At 39.5% G+C, this 16,689-nt stretch carries 15 protein-coding genes; 11 read left to right on the forward strand and 4 right to left on the reverse strand.

Annotated elements, in window-relative coordinates; translation table 11 throughout:
- Positions 1-24: 24 nt before the first annotated feature.
- Complete coding sequence (locus PQ460_RS06210; RefSeq protein ID WP_274172068.1) at positions 25-1,089, reverse strand: acyltransferase family protein; 1,065 nt, start codon at positions 1,087-1,089, stop codon at positions 25-27.
- Positions 1,090-1,362: 273 nt separating this feature from the next.
- Between PQ460_RS06210 and PQ460_RS06215 the strand changes: the two genes are divergently transcribed.
- The 6 genes from PQ460_RS06215 to mgrA all read left to right on the forward strand — a co-directional run bounded on the left by PQ460_RS06215 (position 1,363) and on the right by mgrA (position 6,735).
- On the forward strand, positions 1,363-2,325 hold the full coding sequence (locus PQ460_RS06215) for a sugar kinase (RefSeq protein ID WP_274172069.1): 963 nt from the start codon (positions 1,363-1,365) through the stop codon (positions 2,323-2,325).
- A 27-nt stretch (positions 2,326-2,352) separates the two neighbouring features.
- A complete protein-coding gene (locus PQ460_RS06220; RefSeq protein WP_274172070.1) occupies positions 2,353-3,018 on the forward strand; it encodes a bifunctional 2-keto-4-hydroxyglutarate aldolase/2-keto-3-deoxy-6-phosphogluconate aldolase in 666 nt (221 codons plus the stop codon).
- A 176-nt stretch (positions 3,019-3,194) separates the two neighbouring features.
- The gene (locus tag PQ460_RS06225; protein ID WP_274172071.1) at positions 3,195-4,019 is read left to right on the forward strand and encodes an alpha/beta fold hydrolase; all 825 of its coding nucleotides are present in this window, start codon (positions 3,195-3,197) and stop codon (positions 4,017-4,019) included.
- A 50-nt stretch (positions 4,020-4,069) separates the two neighbouring features.
- A complete protein-coding gene (locus PQ460_RS06230) occupies positions 4,070-4,840 on the forward strand; it encodes an HAD family hydrolase (RefSeq protein WP_274172072.1) in 771 nt (256 codons plus the stop codon).
- 50 nt (positions 4,841-4,890) lie between these two features.
- Positions 4,891-5,625 (forward strand): NAD-dependent protein deacylase, encoded by a 735-nt coding sequence (locus tag PQ460_RS06235; RefSeq protein WP_273613327.1) that lies wholly within the window; start codon positions 4,891-4,893, stop codon positions 5,623-5,625.
- Positions 5,626-5,730: 105 nt separating this feature from the next.
- On the forward strand, positions 5,731-6,735 hold the full coding sequence (mgrA, locus tag PQ460_RS06240) for an L-glyceraldehyde 3-phosphate reductase (protein WP_274172073.1): 1,005 nt from the start codon (positions 5,731-5,733) through the stop codon (positions 6,733-6,735).
- A gap of 67 nt (positions 6,736-6,802) precedes the next feature.
- Here mgrA and PQ460_RS06245 read toward each other — a convergent pair whose 3' ends face one another.
- The 3 genes from PQ460_RS06245 to PQ460_RS06255 form a co-directional block, all read right to left on the reverse strand.
- Complete coding sequence (locus tag PQ460_RS06245; protein ID WP_274172074.1) at positions 6,803-8,050, reverse strand: MFS transporter; 1,248 nt, start codon at positions 8,048-8,050, stop codon at positions 6,803-6,805.
- Between the two features lie 164 nt (positions 8,051-8,214).
- A complete protein-coding gene (locus PQ460_RS06250) occupies positions 8,215-8,688 on the reverse strand; it encodes a MarR family transcriptional regulator (protein ID WP_274172075.1) in 474 nt (157 codons plus the stop codon).
- 79 nt (positions 8,689-8,767) lie between these two features.
- Positions 8,768-9,631 (reverse strand): AraC family transcriptional regulator, encoded by an 864-nt coding sequence (locus tag PQ460_RS06255; protein WP_274172076.1) that lies wholly within the window; start codon positions 9,629-9,631, stop codon positions 8,768-8,770.
- A gap of 385 nt (positions 9,632-10,016) precedes the next feature.
- On the opposite strand from PQ460_RS06255, the gene galE reads away from it, so the two are divergent.
- The 5 genes from galE (at position 10,017) to PQ460_RS06280 (ending at position 16,499) form a co-directional block, all read left to right on the forward strand.
- Complete coding sequence (gene galE / locus PQ460_RS06260; RefSeq protein ID WP_274172077.1) at positions 10,017-11,009, forward strand: UDP-glucose 4-epimerase GalE; 993 nt, start codon at positions 10,017-10,019, stop codon at positions 11,007-11,009.
- Positions 11,002-12,609 (forward strand): UDP-glucose--hexose-1-phosphate uridylyltransferase, encoded by a 1,608-nt coding sequence (locus PQ460_RS06265; protein ID WP_274172078.1) that lies wholly within the window; start codon positions 11,002-11,004, stop codon positions 12,607-12,609. Before galE ends, PQ460_RS06265 begins: the two co-directional genes overlap by 8 nt.
- A gap of 286 nt (positions 12,610-12,895) precedes the next feature.
- A complete protein-coding gene (locus tag PQ460_RS06270; protein ID WP_273613320.1) occupies positions 12,896-14,059 on the forward strand; it encodes an iron-containing alcohol dehydrogenase in 1,164 nt (387 codons plus the stop codon).
- Positions 14,060-14,268: 209 nt separating this feature from the next.
- Entirely contained in the window at positions 14,269-14,790 is a 522-nt protein-coding gene (locus tag PQ460_RS06275) for an NfeD family membrane protein (protein WP_274172079.1), read from the forward strand.
- Positions 14,791-14,864: 74 nt separating this feature from the next.
- Positions 14,865-16,499 (forward strand): flotillin lipid rafts scaffold protein FloT, encoded by a 1,635-nt coding sequence (locus PQ460_RS06280; RefSeq protein WP_274172080.1) that lies wholly within the window; start codon positions 14,865-14,867, stop codon positions 16,497-16,499.
- Positions 16,500-16,689: the final 190 nt, after the last annotated feature.

A 16,689-nucleotide genomic window follows, 5' to 3' on the forward strand; every position in this document is an offset into this window, starting at 1 on the left:
TATTTTCCCTGTTATAGACCGTTATTATTTTTGAAATAAAGTATGTCTTTGAACATAATGAATCATAGAGTAGAACGGTTGAGGAATAGAAGGTTCCACCAATCGTGAAGTCCAGTATTTGACCTGCGGTTGAGCTAATACTACAGCCACCAGTACAGCAAAGATCAAAAGGATTATGATTTCTACAGGTGTATTCAGATGATGTAAGATTCCTGTCGTTTCGATAGCTCTGACTAAAAGACCATGTAACAAAAACACATATAATGTTCGTCTACCTAACTCAGTTATATAATGAGCATACAGAGGCACAATAGCTAGAAAACCAATCGAAGCGATACATTGAAGAATGTACATACACATCCGATAGAAAAGTCCATCACCTGCATTTACACCTAATTGCACAAAAGTCTGATTTCCATAAAACCATCCGATCGAAAGCGGAAGATTCATATAAAACACTACACTTAATAAAGCAAAAGAAAAAATGGCTATCCAGTGTCGGTAACTATAGAAGAAACTCATCATTTTATCTACATTCATATGATAGCCTACAATAAAGAAAGGAAAATAAATCAAAGTTCGTGATAAAGCAAGCCACACACCGTCTACAGGAAGTAATCCTACACCTAATCCAAGTGCTAGAGAGATGATAAGTTGTTGCTTGAATGTAAAAGTACGTAGCGAAATGAGCAACAAACGCCATACGATATGACCTGCCAAAAACCATAGCAACAAATAAGGAGCAAAAAAAGAATGAGTAATATGCGGAACACGAAAAATAGTATAATCGAGTAGAGAATAGATACTTTGAAATAATACATATTGAAGAGCAATATGACGTAATACTTTGCTACCTGCGGGTCCCTGTAGATTGAAGCGAGCAAAATAACCGGTTACCAATACAAACAAAGGCATATGAAATGAGAAAATCCATAAAAAGATAGTATGTGCCCAGACAGACTGCTGAATAAGTGGCTCTAATAAATTGCCTGCCACTACACATACAATTAACAAAAATCGTATATTTAAAAAATACGTTTCTCCTATAGTACTCAATGTAGAGGTATGGTTTCTTATTGACGAATTCATCTGTTATTCCTCCTAAATATATATGATCTATCCAGTCGCCATAGTGATCTTACATAGAGTGTTTTCAGTGGTATTTATAAGTTACTTTAAAAATAAAACAAAAAACTTTTTAATATTGTGATTTAATTCACAATTGAAAACGGTATCTATCGTTAAAATTGTGTATATATGATGAAGCTATGTCATTGACAACAAAGAAAGCGGTTGCGACAATGGTAAATATGACCAGCTACATATTACGCATGATATTTGATGCACTCAGGAGGCTTAACAATGAACAATCAGCATACTTACCCGGAAGTGGTCACTTTCGGTGAGTCTATGGGGTTGATGACTGCGGATGACTCTCGTGGTCTGGAGTACGCTGCCAATCTACACAAATCATTTGGCGGTGCTGAAAGTAATCTAGCGATTGGTATTGCTCGCTTAGGGCATACAGTCGGTTGGTTCGGTCGTCTTGGCGCTGATCCGTTAGGGCGTATGATCCAAAAAGCAATTCGTGGTGAAGGCGTAGATGTGTCTCGCTCAATGCTAGCAGAAGGAGAACAGACAGGGTTGATGTTACGAGAAAATGTATCCGGTCATGCTTCGGTTCATTATTATCGCAAACATTCAGCAGCAAGTCGGATGACTCCAGATGATCTGGACGCAGAGTATATCAGTCAAGCTAAAATATTACATGTTACAGGAATCACAGCAGCTATTAGTGAATCCGGTCTGGCAACTGTAGAGAAAGCGATAGAGATTGCTAGACATGCAGGTGTCAAAGTCTGTTTTGATCCCAATTTGCGTCTCAAATTATGGAGTATTGAACAAGCGCGTCCTGTATTATTGCGTTTAGCCGAACAATGTGATTATTTTTTACCAGGTTTGGATGAACTGAGTTTATTGTATGAAACTGAAGATGAGGCACAGATTTTTGAACGTCTGAATGCATTATCAGCAGTCTGTATTGTCAAAGGCGGACCTAATTTGACCTATGTGTTGGATCAAGGGCAGAAGTTAGAAGTGCCGTATTTCAAAGCAGAACGTGTATTAGATACTGTAGGAGCAGGAGATGGATTCTGCGCTGGATTTATCGTTGGATTGTTACGCGGGTATGAAGTGACTGAAGCTGTACGTCTGGGTAATCTAAATGGGTCTATGGTGATTCAAGCTGTAGGCGATTGGGAAGCATTACCGACTCATGAGCAGGTAGAAGCGAAGCTGAACAATAAAGTTCATATCGAACGCTAAACTTACAAACTAAAGGAGCATATACCGATGAAAAAATTACAACTAATTCAAAAAATAGTCGATAACGGCGTTGTAGCTGTGCTACGCGGAGATTCAGCAGATCAAGTGTTTACCATGGCAGAACAAGCGATTGCTGGTGGAATCAAAATTATTGAGATTACAATGACAGTGCCTGGTGCATTAAAAGCCATCGAAAAATTAAGTCGCATGTATAGCTGGAAAGCAGATGCGTCAGAAAACTTTGCGATTATCGGAGCAGGAACAGTACTGGAACCACAGACAGCACGCGCTGCAATTATGGCAGGAGCAGAATTTGTTGTTGGGCCTTCATTGAATCCTGAAACGGTCAAAATTTGCAACTTATATCGTGTACCTGTATTACCAGGGGTAACTACCCTTGAAGGCATCCAACATGCGCTTGAACTTGGTGTTGATATCGTAAAATTATTCCCGGGCAATCTGTATGATCCATCTATTATCCAAACGTTAAAAGGACCGATGCCTCAAGCGAATATTATGCCTACCGGTGGTGTATCCTTAGCTAATCTAGGAGAATGGGTCAAAGCAGGAGCTGTGGCTGTAGGGATCGGTTCAGATCTAACGACCGAAGCACTCAAAACAGGGGATTACAGTCTGGTACGCCAAAAAGCAGAACAATATATGGAAGCTTTCTATCAGGCTAAGCAGCAATAAAGGTTTAGTCTTCATAAAAAATGCAGACGTGTGCATAAATGATAGACTATTTAAAAATAAACAATGATTCCCTAACATGATATAATCACATAAGAAGCAGCCTGTTGTCCTGCGAAGGAAACGGGCTGTTGCTTTATATAGCGCTAGGATGAATGTGGAAGGGGACTCACAGATTTATGTTTAGAAAGAATCGTAATCAATTTGGAAGTTATGGTAGTACACGTAAGCGCAGTCGAGCTGGAAAGATCGGTAAAATTCTACTCGTTATTCTTATTGTGCTTATTCTTGCAGCAGGAGCGGCGGCATGGTATGTATTTACCCCGTATACGCCAACAAGTCAGGCTGAGCAAGCTTTAGTCTCTGGAACTGACAAGATTGCAGTGCAAGATACAGAAGAATGGATATCATTTAGCAATGCCAAACCTAAAGGAAATAGCATTATTTTTTATCCGGGTGCAAGAGTCAAGCCAGAAGCGTATAGCGTGTTCGCTCATGATCTAGCTAAAAGTGGGCATACGGTATACATTATGAAATTGCCGTTTAATTTTGCTTTTTTCAAAACCGATGCAGCGCAAGCTGTGATTGATCGCCATCCTGATGAGAAATTTGTTATTGGTGGTCATTCATTGGGTGGCGTTTTTGCAGCTCGTTATGCAGCAGCGCATCTGGATCATATAGCCGGTGTATTTTTCCTAGCTTCTTATCCAGAGCAAAAAGGAAATCTGCAAAAAACAGATATTCCTGTACTATCAATTACTGCTTCTAACGATGGATTACTCAAAAAAGATACGTATGAAGCGGCACGTGCTTTTTTACCGCAACAAACGGTTTATTATAGTATTGAAGGTGGTAATCATGCTCAATTTGGTAGCTATGGAGAGCAAAAAGATGATCTTCCTGCTCAAATTGATGCAGACGAGCAACGTAAGCAGACGGTAAACACTATTCTTGGCTGGATGAAAGAAATTCCGACCATTTCAAAATCTGCTACCAAAAAGTAAGGATTTCGATAAAACGTTCTAGATGCCTGTAGCTAAAGGGGTAAATGCCAATGGTACGTTTGCAAATTGGAACACAACAAGTGGATTGCGATGCTCTTTTATTTGATAAAGATGGCACATTGCTTGATTTTATGCAGTTATGGGGATCATGGGCTGAACGTGTGTTGACCCAGATCGAGAATCATTTGCAAGCAAGTGGTCATACTTTTACAGGAGATCGAGAGCATGTATTTGGTACTCGCTATAATCAGGAAGGTCATCTGATCGATTATGACCGTTGTGGCCCGCTCGCGATGGCTTCTGTCGAAGAATCTACAGCGATACTAGCATGGCAGTTATATGCTACAGGTACACCATGGGATCAAGCGATAGCTCAGATTCGTCGATTCAGTGATATCGCTATAGAACATATTGAAAAGGAACGTCCGGTGCAACCATTGCCCGGACTGCTTCCATTTCTAGAACAATGTCGCGCAGTACAGCTTCCACTTGCAGTGATTACCGCAGATTGGACTTCTGAAGCGGTAAAGCATCTTCGTTGGAGTGGGTTGGAAAGTTATTTTGAACATATTATCGGCAGTGATCAAGTACAACAAAGCAAACCAGCACCTGATCTGGTCTATACAGCATGTGAACGTTTGGGTATTTCACCGACTCAGACAGTAATGATCGGCGATAGTAATGCAGATATGCAGATGGGGCAGAATGCGGGTGTGCCTTGTTGTATTGGTATCAGTTCCTCTGAACAATCAGCGTATACAGAACTGCCAGATGCTCATACCATTATTACGCATTATGATCAGCTTAGTATAATCAAGTAATAAATCATGACAACAAATAGATAAAAGGAAATAGAGAGGAGCATACAATAATGGATAACATAGAACAATTAACAGAATGGATACAGCAATCCAAAAAGATTGTCTTTTTCGGTGGAGCAGGTACATCGACAGAAAGTGGTATCCCTGATTTTCGCTCGGCACAAGGATTATATAGTGAAAATGGCAAAAGAGGATATTCGCCTGAAGAAATGTTAAGCCGTTCTTTTTTCGAAAAAGAAACAGAGTTATTTTTTGAATTTTATCGCAGTAAATTAATCCATCCACAAGCTAAGCCTAATCCGGTACATCATGTATTAGCTTTGTTAGAAAAGCAAGGCAAATTATTATCTATTATTACGCAAAATATAGACGGTCTGCACCAGATGGCAGGTAATCAAAAAGTGTTGGAATTGCATGGTTCTATTCATCGTAATTACTGCACAACGTGTAAGCGACAATATACATTAGAAGACGTTTTGGCTCAATCAGGAGTGCCACGTTGTCCTATTGATCAAGGTGTGATCAGACCGGATGTTGTATTATACGGAGAATCATTGGATCAAGCTGTATTAGAGCAGACAGTGGCGGTATTATCTCAAGCGGATTTATTGTTGATTGGGGGAACTTCGCTAACTGTGTATCCAGCAGCAGGATTGGTTTCTTATTTCCGCGGTCAACATACAGTATTACTGAATGCTTCACCGACAGGTCATGATCGTCATGCTGATTTGTTGATTACCGATCCAATGGGCAGTGTGATGGAGCAAGTACAACAGCGCCTCTAATATAAGTTTAGCGAAATGAATTTATTTGCATAATGGTAACGCTTACGCTATGATTTGGAAGATGTGAATATATCTATTTTTGCTTGAAGAAGGGTAGGGGTTATTGTGGTCTATATAGCTTCAGAAAAGCGTTATGAAGAGATGAAATACAATCGTAGCGGTCGTTCGGGATTAAAATTACCAGCGATTTCGTTAGGATTGTGGCATAATTTTGGCGGAATTAACGTCTATGAGAACAGTCGTGAAATGATCACACGTTCTTTTGATATAGGAATTACGCATTTTGATCTAGCGAATAACTACGGCCCTCCTGCTGGTTCGGCAGAAGAAACATTTGGACAAGTATTGAAGCAAGACCTTGCGGCTTATCGAGATGAGATGATTATTTCGACCAAAGCCGGTTATTATATGTGGCCAGGCCCTTATGGAGAATGGGGTTCTCGCAAAAACTTATTATCCAGTCTAGATCAAAGTCTTAAACGGATGAAACTAGATTACGTTGATATTTTCTACTCTCATCGTTTTGATCCAGAGACTCCTTTAGAAGAAACGATGATGGCATTAGATTATGCTGTACGTTCGGGTAAAGCTTTGTATGCAGGAATCTCTAGTTATTCCGCAGAACAGACACGAGAAGCGGCTTCTATTTTAAAACAATTAGGTACACCATTGACTATTCATCAGCCTAATTATTCTATGGTTAATCGTTGGATCGAAGATGGTTTGCAAGATGTGCTGGAAGAAACAGGTACAGGAAGTATTGCGTTCTGTCCGCTAGCACAAGGCTTGTTAACGAGCAAATATCTGAACGGTGTACCTGAAGATTCACGAGCAGCCGGTTCGTCTGTCTTTTTAAGTGAAGATTCGATTACACCGGAAAGTATTCGCAAAGCACAAGCTCTTAACGAAGTAGCTTCAGAGCGTGGACAAAGTCTAGCTCAATTAGCATTAGCATGGGCATTACGTGGAGGCAAATTAACTTCTGCTCTTATCGGTGCAAGTCGTGTTTCTCAGATTGAAGAAAATGTAGCTGCACTAAACAATCTTGATTTTACTCAAGCTGAATTGGATCGTATTGATTCGATTTTGCAAGCAGACGAAAATAAGTAATGTATAGTAGGAATTTGAATAATATAATTATTTTTCATTTTTAAGTTAAAAAGGCTTTAGAACGTGGTTACGTTCCAAAGCCTTTTTGCTGTACAGTCTTTACCCCTTTGTGTAGAACCATGATAGCTAATACAATCAGTATAATTCCCAACCAAGCAGGAGCAGCATGACCGAGTAAAATATACAATTGACCTCCAATAAGTGGACCGATCATTCTAGCCAAAGCTTGGATCGATTGACTTCCTCCTTGAATTCTCCCTTGTTCACTTGCATCGACAGATTTGGAAAGCATTCCGTTAAATGCAGGTCCGAAGATAGAATCACCACAGCCAAATACAAACAGCCCTGCGATAAAAAGAGGATAATACGTGAATCCAATTGATAATGCAATCAGTCCATAACCAATAATTTCGGCGATCATACCAAATGTAACGATTTGTTGATCAGTGTATTTTTTCAACAGTTGGGGCATAATCAGACCTTGAGAAATAATATCTTGAATACCAAGTATGGAAAACATCAGTCCGATCAATACCGGTTTCCATTGAAATGTATCTATCGTCAATTGAGAGAAGATCGCTTGCAAAGATCCATTTGGAATCCAGAGTAAAAAAGCAGATATCAATAATCGACTCAAGTATTTCGTCGAAAGCAGACTAGCAAGTTGAGAAAAAGGATTTAACTTTTGTAGCGTGATCTCTGGTTGTCGATGTTGCTGTGCAAGACTTTCTGGCATAAAAAAGAATCCATACAACATATTTAACAACGTGATAATAGCTCCAAAGTATAAAGGGAATGCATAATCAAATTTAGCGAGTAATCCGCCTAATGTAGGGCCAATAATAGTCGCTACACCTACAATCGCACCTAACCATCCAAAATATTTGGTTCGTTGTTGTGAAGGTATAATGTCTGCAAAGTAAGCAAAGATCGTACTGATACTTCCCCCTGTGATTCCTTCAATTATACGCCCTACAAACAGTACCCATAACGCACCACCAATACCAAAAATCAAATATCCGATAGCTGAACCGAAAAGACATAATAACAGAATAGGACGACGACCGTATTTATCACTTAACGCTCCAAGTACAGGTGCAGCTAGAAACACACAAAGAGCATATACAGACATCAATAGTGTCACCATAATCGCTTGTTCTGCTGAAGAATGGACATACGGTTGAACTAAAAAAGGCACGACAGGCGTTATAATACTGAATCCAAGTCCGCACAGAAATACAGAAATCAGTCCAAAGCGTAAAGCATGTTTATTTACAGATGGTTCGATAGGTTGTGCATGATGAGATGTAGCCAATAGTCATCTCTCCTTATGATTTCATATTGATTCCTAGGAAACAAATTTATAATATTATTATTTTGTTTCCTTGTCAACAAAAATAAAAATAGAAAAAAGACAACTTGCTCTTTATAAAAGAGTCGTTGTCTCGGATAGATCCTATATTTTGATACTGTATCTGTTTATTCAGACTTTGGACTATGATCTAGCTTTTTAATTTCATCATCTAAATGGTCACTGTATCGTTGTATAAATTGAAGCATATGATCAAATTGTTCATCGGTGACTTGTTCAAATACGACTTGATCTCGTTCTTCAAATTCTTGATGTAATTGATCATGGGCTTGTTTGATTTGACTTCCTTGCGCTGTAAGTTTGAAATAAATTTCTTTTTTATTATCTGGTTTCTGATAGCTTTCGATCAGTTGTTTGTCGATCAGCTTTTTAGTGATTTTACTGATGGCTCCTCTGGTCATATATATAGACTCTGCCATCTTAGTGACATTTGCATCGGCATGGTTACCAATATATTCGATACAGTGTACTTCAGAAGGCTTATAATCATGAAGAGTACTTTCCATTTTAAGCTTATTTAGCCAGACCAGTTTACTAAATAAGTCTCGAAAATCAGTCAGTACTTGTTCTTTTTTATTCATATCTCATGGTCTCCTCCCGGTTATGATAGTCTCTGTATACCTATGATCACTATCACGAGCCTATCTACGTCTATCTACGTTATTGATGTTTGTATTGATGAACAGAAGCTCGATATCCAGTAGGCGAAACTTGGTAAAATCGTTTGAACTGTTTGGAAAAATAAAGAGCATCTGTCAAACCTACCGATGCCGCAATCTGTTGGGTAGATAACTCTGGACGTTCTCGCAATAATTGGCGAGCTTTATCGATTCGTAATTTGAGCAGATAGGTTACAGGTGTCATGCCTGTTTCTTTTTTGAAAATGCGAGACATATACGCCCGATTATAACCGAGACTATTGCACATATCTTCAATCGATACAGGATGAGCATATTGACTGGACATATAATGAATCATTTGCTTAACGATACGACGGGTCATCGATTGCGTGCCAGGAAGTACAGACTGTTGCATCATCAAGTCACTGACCTCTGCTAAAATAAGATGAAGATATCCCAGTGCAGCCAGATCAGAGCTTTCTTTTTGACTGGCGAATGATACAAGCAATTGTTCCAAATAAGCACCGATTCGTTCTTGATCACCAGAACGAGCAATCGGAGCATGTAAAGTGAATCCTACCTGTTCTACTAAAGGAGTCGCATGTTGTCCGGCAAAAGCAAGCCAGCGATAATGCCACGGTTGCTCTTGATCTGAAATATAACTAACCAGTTGACCGGGATGAATCAAAAATAGATCGCCTTTAGAAAGATGATACGTGCGTTCTTCAGTAATAAATTGTCCATGACCGCTTTCGATATAGTGAAGCAAATAATAATCATATATTTTGGGACCCAGTCGATGATCAGGAGCAGTCTGACTTTCGCCAGCAAACAATACATACAAAGCTCCTTGATCATGAAAAATAGGATTAGGTGAAACTTGATACGTTTTGGCAGTTGCCATTACAAAGCACTCCTTTTGACTATTCTACAGCTGAAGTCACATTTGTCCATATAGATCACACATCTATTCATTACATCTTATGATATTCATATAGTATACTTAGTTCAAGCCAAAGATTCAAAAACATATTATTTAAAGCAAATAAAGGCGAAAAGAGTATCTTTTATTTGATATCACTGCACAAAATGTATATTTATTCAGTATAATCATAATTAGTCATTAAAGACATAAGGTCACATCGATACTGCTCATTATGATCTACATATAGATCAGTATCAGCTTTTCTCAAATCAATGTATTGTGCAAATCTGTTGTTTATATGCTCTTCACAAAAGAGCGTTACACTAGACATCAGCGGATATACTACTATTAGGAGGCGAATGAAATGGCAATATTAGTAACAGGTGGAGCAGGTTATATCGGATCGCATACGGTAGCAGATTTATTAGAGCGTGGAGAAGAAGTAGTGGTAATTGATAATTTATTAACAGGGCACCGTGAAGCACTGTTAGGTGGTACATTGTATGAAGGTGATCTACGTGATAAAGAATTGCTAGCACGTATTTTTGCGGAAAATGAAATTACAGCAGTCATTCACTTTGCAGCCAGCTCATTGGTAGGCGAAAGTATGCAGAATCCTTTCAAATATTATGATAACAATGTCTACGGAGCCATGTGTCTACTGGATGCTATGCAACAAGCAGGTGTGAAAAAAATCGTATTTTCTTCAACAGCAGCAACGTATGGTGAACCGGAAAAAGTACCTATTGAAGAAAGCGATCGTACAGAACCGGCTAACGTGTACGGCGAAACCAAGTTAATGATGGAACGCATGATGAATTGGTTCGATAAAGTACATGGTATTCGTTATGTAGCATTGCGTTACTTCAATGCCGCAGGTGCACATATCAGTGGCAAAATTGGAGAAGATCATCGTCCAGAATCTCATTTGGTTCCTTTGGTACTACAGACAGCGCTAGGTCAACGTGAATTTATCTCGGTATTCGGTGAAGATTATCCAACAGAAGATGGCACATGTGTACGTGATTATATCCATGTAAGTGATCTAGCAGATGCTCATATCAAATCGGTAGAGTATTTGAACAATGATGGTGCAAGCAATGTATTCAATCTAGGTAATGGTCAGGGATTCTCTGTTAAACAAGTGATTGAGACAGCAGTCAAAGTGACTGGACGCGATATTCCTGTGAAATTTGAAGCACGTCGTAGTGGTGATCCAGCAGTATTAGTAGCTTCTTCAGAAAAAGCACGCTCTGTACTAGGTTGGAAGCCTTCTTATCATCAATTAGAAGATATTATCAGTGGTGCATGGCAATGGCACGAATCTCATCCACAAGGATATGGTGATCATGAGTAATCCAGTAGAACGTACAACAGAACAAAACAGTGCATTACTTGCGATAGATGAACTGATTAAGTTCGCATTTGATAAAGGATTGATTAAAGGTGCAGATATCGATTACGGACGGAATCTATTGTTAAAACAATTCCATTTCGATGAGCCTTATAATCCGGATGTACCTGCTATTCATATGGTAGCTCAAGGACAAGCAGCAGCAGAACCTCAAGTTATGTTAGATACGTTGATCGATTATGCGTATAGTATCGGGTTACTAGCTGAAAATACAGATACGTACCGTGATCTGATGGACGCAGAAATTATGGGACTATTGATGGCACGTCCATCTGAAGTAACAGGTGATTTTTTCGATACATTAGATCGTGAAGGCATTGAATCCGCAACAAGTGAATTTTATCAATTATCGATCAATTCTAATTATATTCGGATGGATCGTGTCTCTAAAAATGTATATTGGAAACAACCAACTTCCTATGGTGAAATGGAAATGACGATCAATCTATCTAAGCCTGAGAAAACGTCAGCCGAAATTGCTTTGGCGAAATTAATGCCTCCACCATCGTATCCAAAATGTCAGTTGTGTCGCGAAAATGTAGGTTATGCTGGACGTATCAATCATCCAGCCAGACAAAATTTACGCGTGATTCCGCTACAATTGAATGGAGAATCATGGTTGTTCCAGTATTCACCTTATGTATATTACAACGAACATTGTATCGTACTGCATCATGATCATGTACCGATGAAATTAACAAAAGATACATTCCGTCGTTTGCTCGATTTTGTCGATGAATTCCCGCATTATTTCCTCGGCTCTAATGCAGATTTGCCGATCGTAGGCGGTTCGATTCTAACACATGATCATTTTCAGGGTGGACGACATACATTCCCGATCGAACAAGCAACAGTAGAAGAAGTGTATGGTCATACTGTTCATGATGATATTACTTTAGAATTGGTCAACTGGCCGATGTCTGTAGTGCGTCTACGTGCGAACAATTCTTCTTTATTGTTGAATTCAGCTAATGATATCTATGAAGCGTGGAAACAATACAGTGACGCTGAAGTGGATATTCTGGCATCAACGATCCAAAATGGGGAACCGGTTCGTCACAATACAGTCACTCCGATTGTTCGTCGTCGTGATGGACAATATGAGATTGATCTTGTACTGCGTAATAACCGCACCAATGAACAATATCCAGATGGTATTTTCCATCCTCATCCTGAGATGCACCATTTGAAACGGGAAAATATCGGATTGATTGAAGTGATGGGTTTAGCGATTTTACCAGGTCGATTGAAAGAAGAATTGGATCAGATTGCTTCTATTTTGACAGGAGATATCGCCCTATTGGAAATGATCAGACAACAACCTGACCATCCATTAGCCATACACTTGTTATGGATTGAACATCTGGTAGAAGCATACGGTACAGAGCTGGATCACGATCAAGCAACATTAACGATTCAAGATGAAGTCGGTACGAAGTTTGCTGAGATTTTAGAGCATGCAGGTGTATACAAACGCAATGATGAAGGACGCAAAGCGTTCCGTCGTTTTATTACTCGTATGAATTATGTGTTAAAAAGTTAAATTATATGCTAGTCAATCTACTATCTCTGGGTAATGATAAGAGGTAGTAGATTTTTTTATGGTTTCGATAAATATAATTGTATCAAATTGATGTTAAAAGCAGTTTGATCGGAAAACTTTGTTTTTATGTGTATAAGGTATATAATTGTAAAGGGCTGAGGAACGGTAACTTACTTATAACTTATTACAACAGTGATCCTACAGTTTAGGTGTTAGATGTATTTTTATATGTGTAGAGAAGGATAACTTTATCTACTAATCGTTATATCCCAAGGAGGCATTTTGAATGAATTCATTTGAATTTTATAATCCAACCCGTCTTATTTTTGGTAAAGGTCAACTGGAAAAGTTGAAAAGAGAAGTAGGTAACTACGGTAAAAACGTATTGCTTGTATATGGTGGCGGTAGTATCAAACGTGCAGGTCTATATGACAAAGTGATCGGTTATTTGAACGAAGCAGGAGCTAATGTAACTGAACTTGCTGGCGTAGAACCGAATCCACGTTTGAGCACAGTACACAAAGGTGTAGACTTGTGCAAATCTAACAATATTGATCTAATTCTTGCTGTTGGTGGCGGTAGCGTACTTGACTGTGCCAAAGCAATTGCTGTAGGTGCAAAATATGATGGCGACATGTGGGATTTTGCACAACGCAAAGCAGCTCCTACAGATGCATTGCCACTAGGTACCGTATTAACAATGGCAGCAACAGGTTCAGAAATGAACAGCGGTTCTGTAATTACAAATACAGAAACACAAGAAAAATTAGGTTGGGGTAGTGCGTATTCATTCCCAGCATTCTCTATTCTTGATCCAGAAAACACATATTCTTTGCCAAAAGATCAAACAGTCTATGGTATCGTAGATATGATGTCTCATGTACTGGAACACTATTTCCATGCTGAAAAAAATACAGATATTCAAGATGGATTCTGTGAATCGATTCTACGTGGAGTTATTGATGCTGGCCCTAAATTGATCAATGATCTACAAAACTTTGAATTACGTTCAACTGTAATGTACGCAGGTACAATGGCGTTGAATGGTGTAGTGAATATGGGTTACAACGGAGACTGGGCTACTCATAATATTGAGCATGCTGTATCGGCTGTCTATGATATCCCTCATGGTGGTGGACTAGCGATCTTGTTCCCGAACTGGATGCAACACAACTTGCAAGTGAATCCTGCTCGTTTTGCTAAATTAGCAGTGAATGTATTCAATGTAGATCCAACAGGTAAAAGCGATGAAGAAGTAGCAAATGAAGGTATCCAAGCATTGCGCGACTTCTGGACTTCAATCGATGCACCTAGCCGTCTAGCAGATTATGAAATCGATGATAGCCAAATCGATGTAATGGTAGACAAAGCTATGAAATTTGGCGCTTTTGGTAACTTTAACAAGCTAGAAGCAGAAGATGTGCGTAAAATCTATAGCATGTCTCTATAATTTCTCCGTTTATTAATACAATCATACATGTTCGAGCTGTTTATTCCTGTCAGTCATGATAAGGAATAAACAGCTTTTTTTGTCTATATCGCAAAAAATTGAAACTTTCCTTACCAACAATACGTAAATATAGGTATAACGCCAAAAAATGGTGGAAAAGGGCTGAATATCGCCTTTTTCCGTCAGATCAAAGAAAGGAGCGAACAGAAATGGAAACGCTATTTTGGATTTGCTTGATCACCGGTGCTTTGTATGCATTATTCAGTCTGTTATTCGGTGACTTGCTTGGTGATGTGTTAGGCGGTATAGATCTGCCTGGATTTGATCTTTTTAAGCCTGTTATTTTAGCGGCGGCTGTTACGTTGTTCGGTGGAGCAGGAATCATGTTAATACGTTACAGTTCGTTCGCTCCTTTCGCTGTTATACTGCTTGCACTTTTGATTGCTGTTGTCGGAGGAATGTTTGTATTTTTTGTCTATGTCAAACCGATGGAACATAGTGAAGTATCGACAAGTTATTCGATTCAAGAAATGATTGGTCGTATAGGAGAAGTGACTATCCCGATTCCTCAAGTGGGATACGGTGAGGTCATGATTAAGCTTACAGGTGGCAACACGTTACATATTGCATACAGTTTCGATCGTTGTGCTATTGCCGCCGGTATGCGGGTAGTGATCGTAGAAGAAAAAGAAGGAACATTAGGTATATCGCTTTTAGAAGATTCATTATAAGGAATATGAGTGTGAGAGCAGTATAATAGCTTTTTGGCAAGCAAGCCTATATCAAACCAAAAGGGGCGAGGATTATGGCATTTTTGAACGAAATGATTGTTGTACCTGCGATTGTGATTGTAGTATTGATCGTACTTGGTATTACATTCTGGGCGAGGTACAAAACAGTAAGTACAGATGAAGCAATGGTGGTTACCGGTTCTTTTCTCGGAAGCCGTAATATCTCAGATGATGGAGCAGGGCGCAAAATTAAGATTGTACGCGGTGGTGGTGCATTTATTTTACCTGTGTTCCAAAAGTCTGAATTTCTATCGTTGTTATCGCACAAACTGGATGTAACAACGCCTGAAGTCTATACCGAGCAAGGCGTTCCTGTACTTGCCGATGGAGTAGCTATTATCAAAATCGGTAGTTCTGTAGAAGATGTGGCTACAGCGGCAGAACAATTTATGGGTAAGCCCATTCAAGCGTTACAAGCCGAAGCCCAAGAAGTATTGGAAGGACATCTGCGTTCGATTATGGGTTCGATGACCGTAGAAGAAGTGTATCGGAATCGTGATCGATTTGCACAAGAAGTACAAAGTGTCGCTGCTCGTGATCTAAAAAAGATGGGTCTACAAATCGTCTCATTTACAATTAAAGATATACGCGATAAGCATGGATATCTGGAGTCGCTTGGTAAACCTCGAATCGCCGCAGTGAAAAGAGATGCAGAAATCGCTGAAGCCGAAGCTGTTCGAGATTCTAGAGTACAGAAAGCACTGGCAGAAGAAGCCGGGCAAAAAGCAGAGTTGCTTAGAGATACCAATATAGCTGAAGCTTCCAAAGAAAAAGAATTAAAAGTAGCTTCATTTAAAAAAGATCAAGATACTGCAAGAGCCGAAGCCGATCAGGCCTATCATATTCAAGAAGCCAAAGCCAAACAGATTATGATGGAAGAGCAAATGAAGATCGAGTTGGTTCGTAAAGAGCGTGAAATAGATCTACAAGAACGAGAAATTACAGTACGTGAGAAATACTATGATGCAGAAGTGAAGAAAAAAGCCGAAGCAGATCGCTTCTCGGTGGAACAAGCAGCCGAAGCGGAAAAAGCTCGCAAAATGCGTCAAGCCGAAGCTCATCAATATTCAATCGAGACCGAAGCCAAAGCATCTGCAGAGCAACAACGTCTAGCTGGACAAGCGGAAGCTGATGCCGAACGGGCTAAAGGTACAGCTGAAGCCGAAGTCATTCGTTTACGTGGTCTTGCTGAAGCCGAAGCGAAGCAGAAATTAGCAGAAGCATTCGAAAATTACGGACAAGCCGCTATACTTGATCTGGTTGCCAAAATGCTCCCTGAATTAGCAGGTAAAATTGCAGAACCAATCGGTGCGATTGATAAATTAACAGTTGTTGATACAGGTAAAGGAGAAGGCGGCGGAGCAACAAGAGTCAGTAACTATGTGACAGAACTGATGGCGACCGCTCCAGAAATGTTGAAAAGTGTGTCGGGACTCGATATAGAAGAATTAATTAAAGGATTTGCAGGTGGCAAATCTCAACAAGCTCAACCTAGTACTTCTAATACTACGGCTGGCGTAAATGTAAATAACCATACGCAACAGACAGCCCGTCCTGAAGCTATATTAGCACTTCCAATCCAAAGCTCACACGATCAAGATCGTGCAACAACATCCACAGGAATTGGAATTTCCAGTGAACAAGAATGATAATGGAAGATTTATATGTAACAATCATGCTATAAAGCAAACTTGCTTTCAATGATGCAGAGACGACAAATCCTTATTCATCAAGGATTTGTCGTCTTCTTTGTATACATAACTAACGAGTAGATTGTATTGACTAGATGGTGAATTTTTGGTAACTTTACGGGATGAAGGTGATCGTAAAAGGGGTGCA

The organism is Paenibacillus sp. KACC 21273, from assembly GCF_028736095.1.
In the GTDB taxonomy this organism is placed as follows: domain Bacteria; phylum Bacillota; class Bacilli; order Paenibacillales; family Paenibacillaceae; genus Saccharibacillus; species Saccharibacillus kyungheensis.

Excerpts from the sequence above, each read along its gene's own strand:
- PQ460_RS06210 (WP_274172068.1), bottom strand. The coding sequence starts at position 1,089 with ATGAATTCGTCAATAAGAAACCATACCTCTACATTGAGTACTATAGGA.
- PQ460_RS06215 (WP_274172069.1), top strand. The coding sequence starts at position 1,363 with ATGAACAATCAGCATACTTACCCGGAAGTGGTCACTTTCGGTGAGTCT.
- PQ460_RS06220 (WP_274172070.1), top strand. The coding sequence starts at position 2,353 with ATGAAAAAATTACAACTAATTCAAAAAATAGTCGATAACGGCGTTGTA.
- PQ460_RS06225 (WP_274172071.1), top strand. The coding sequence starts at position 3,195 with ATGTTTAGAAAGAATCGTAATCAATTTGGAAGTTATGGTAGTACACGT.
- PQ460_RS06230 (WP_274172072.1), top strand. The coding sequence starts at position 4,070 with ATGGTACGTTTGCAAATTGGAACACAACAAGTGGATTGCGATGCTCTT.
- PQ460_RS06235 (WP_273613327.1), top strand. The coding sequence starts at position 4,891 with ATGGATAACATAGAACAATTAACAGAATGGATACAGCAATCCAAAAAG.
- PQ460_RS06250 (WP_274172075.1), bottom strand. The coding sequence starts at position 8,688 with ATGAATAAAAAAGAACAAGTACTGACTGATTTTCGAGACTTATTTAGT.
- PQ460_RS06255 (WP_274172076.1), bottom strand. The coding sequence starts at position 9,631 with ATGGCAACTGCCAAAACGTATCAAGTTTCACCTAATCCTATTTTTCAT.
- galE (WP_274172077.1), top strand. The coding sequence starts at position 10,017 with ATGGCAATATTAGTAACAGGTGGAGCAGGTTATATCGGATCGCATACG.
- PQ460_RS06265 (WP_274172078.1), top strand. The coding sequence starts at position 11,002 with ATGAGTAATCCAGTAGAACGTACAACAGAACAAAACAGTGCATTACTT.
- PQ460_RS06270 (WP_273613320.1), top strand. The coding sequence starts at position 12,896 with ATGAATTCATTTGAATTTTATAATCCAACCCGTCTTATTTTTGGTAAA.
- PQ460_RS06275 (WP_274172079.1), top strand. The coding sequence starts at position 14,269 with ATGGAAACGCTATTTTGGATTTGCTTGATCACCGGTGCTTTGTATGCA.
- PQ460_RS06280 (WP_274172080.1), top strand. The coding sequence starts at position 14,865 with ATGGCATTTTTGAACGAAATGATTGTTGTACCTGCGATTGTGATTGTA.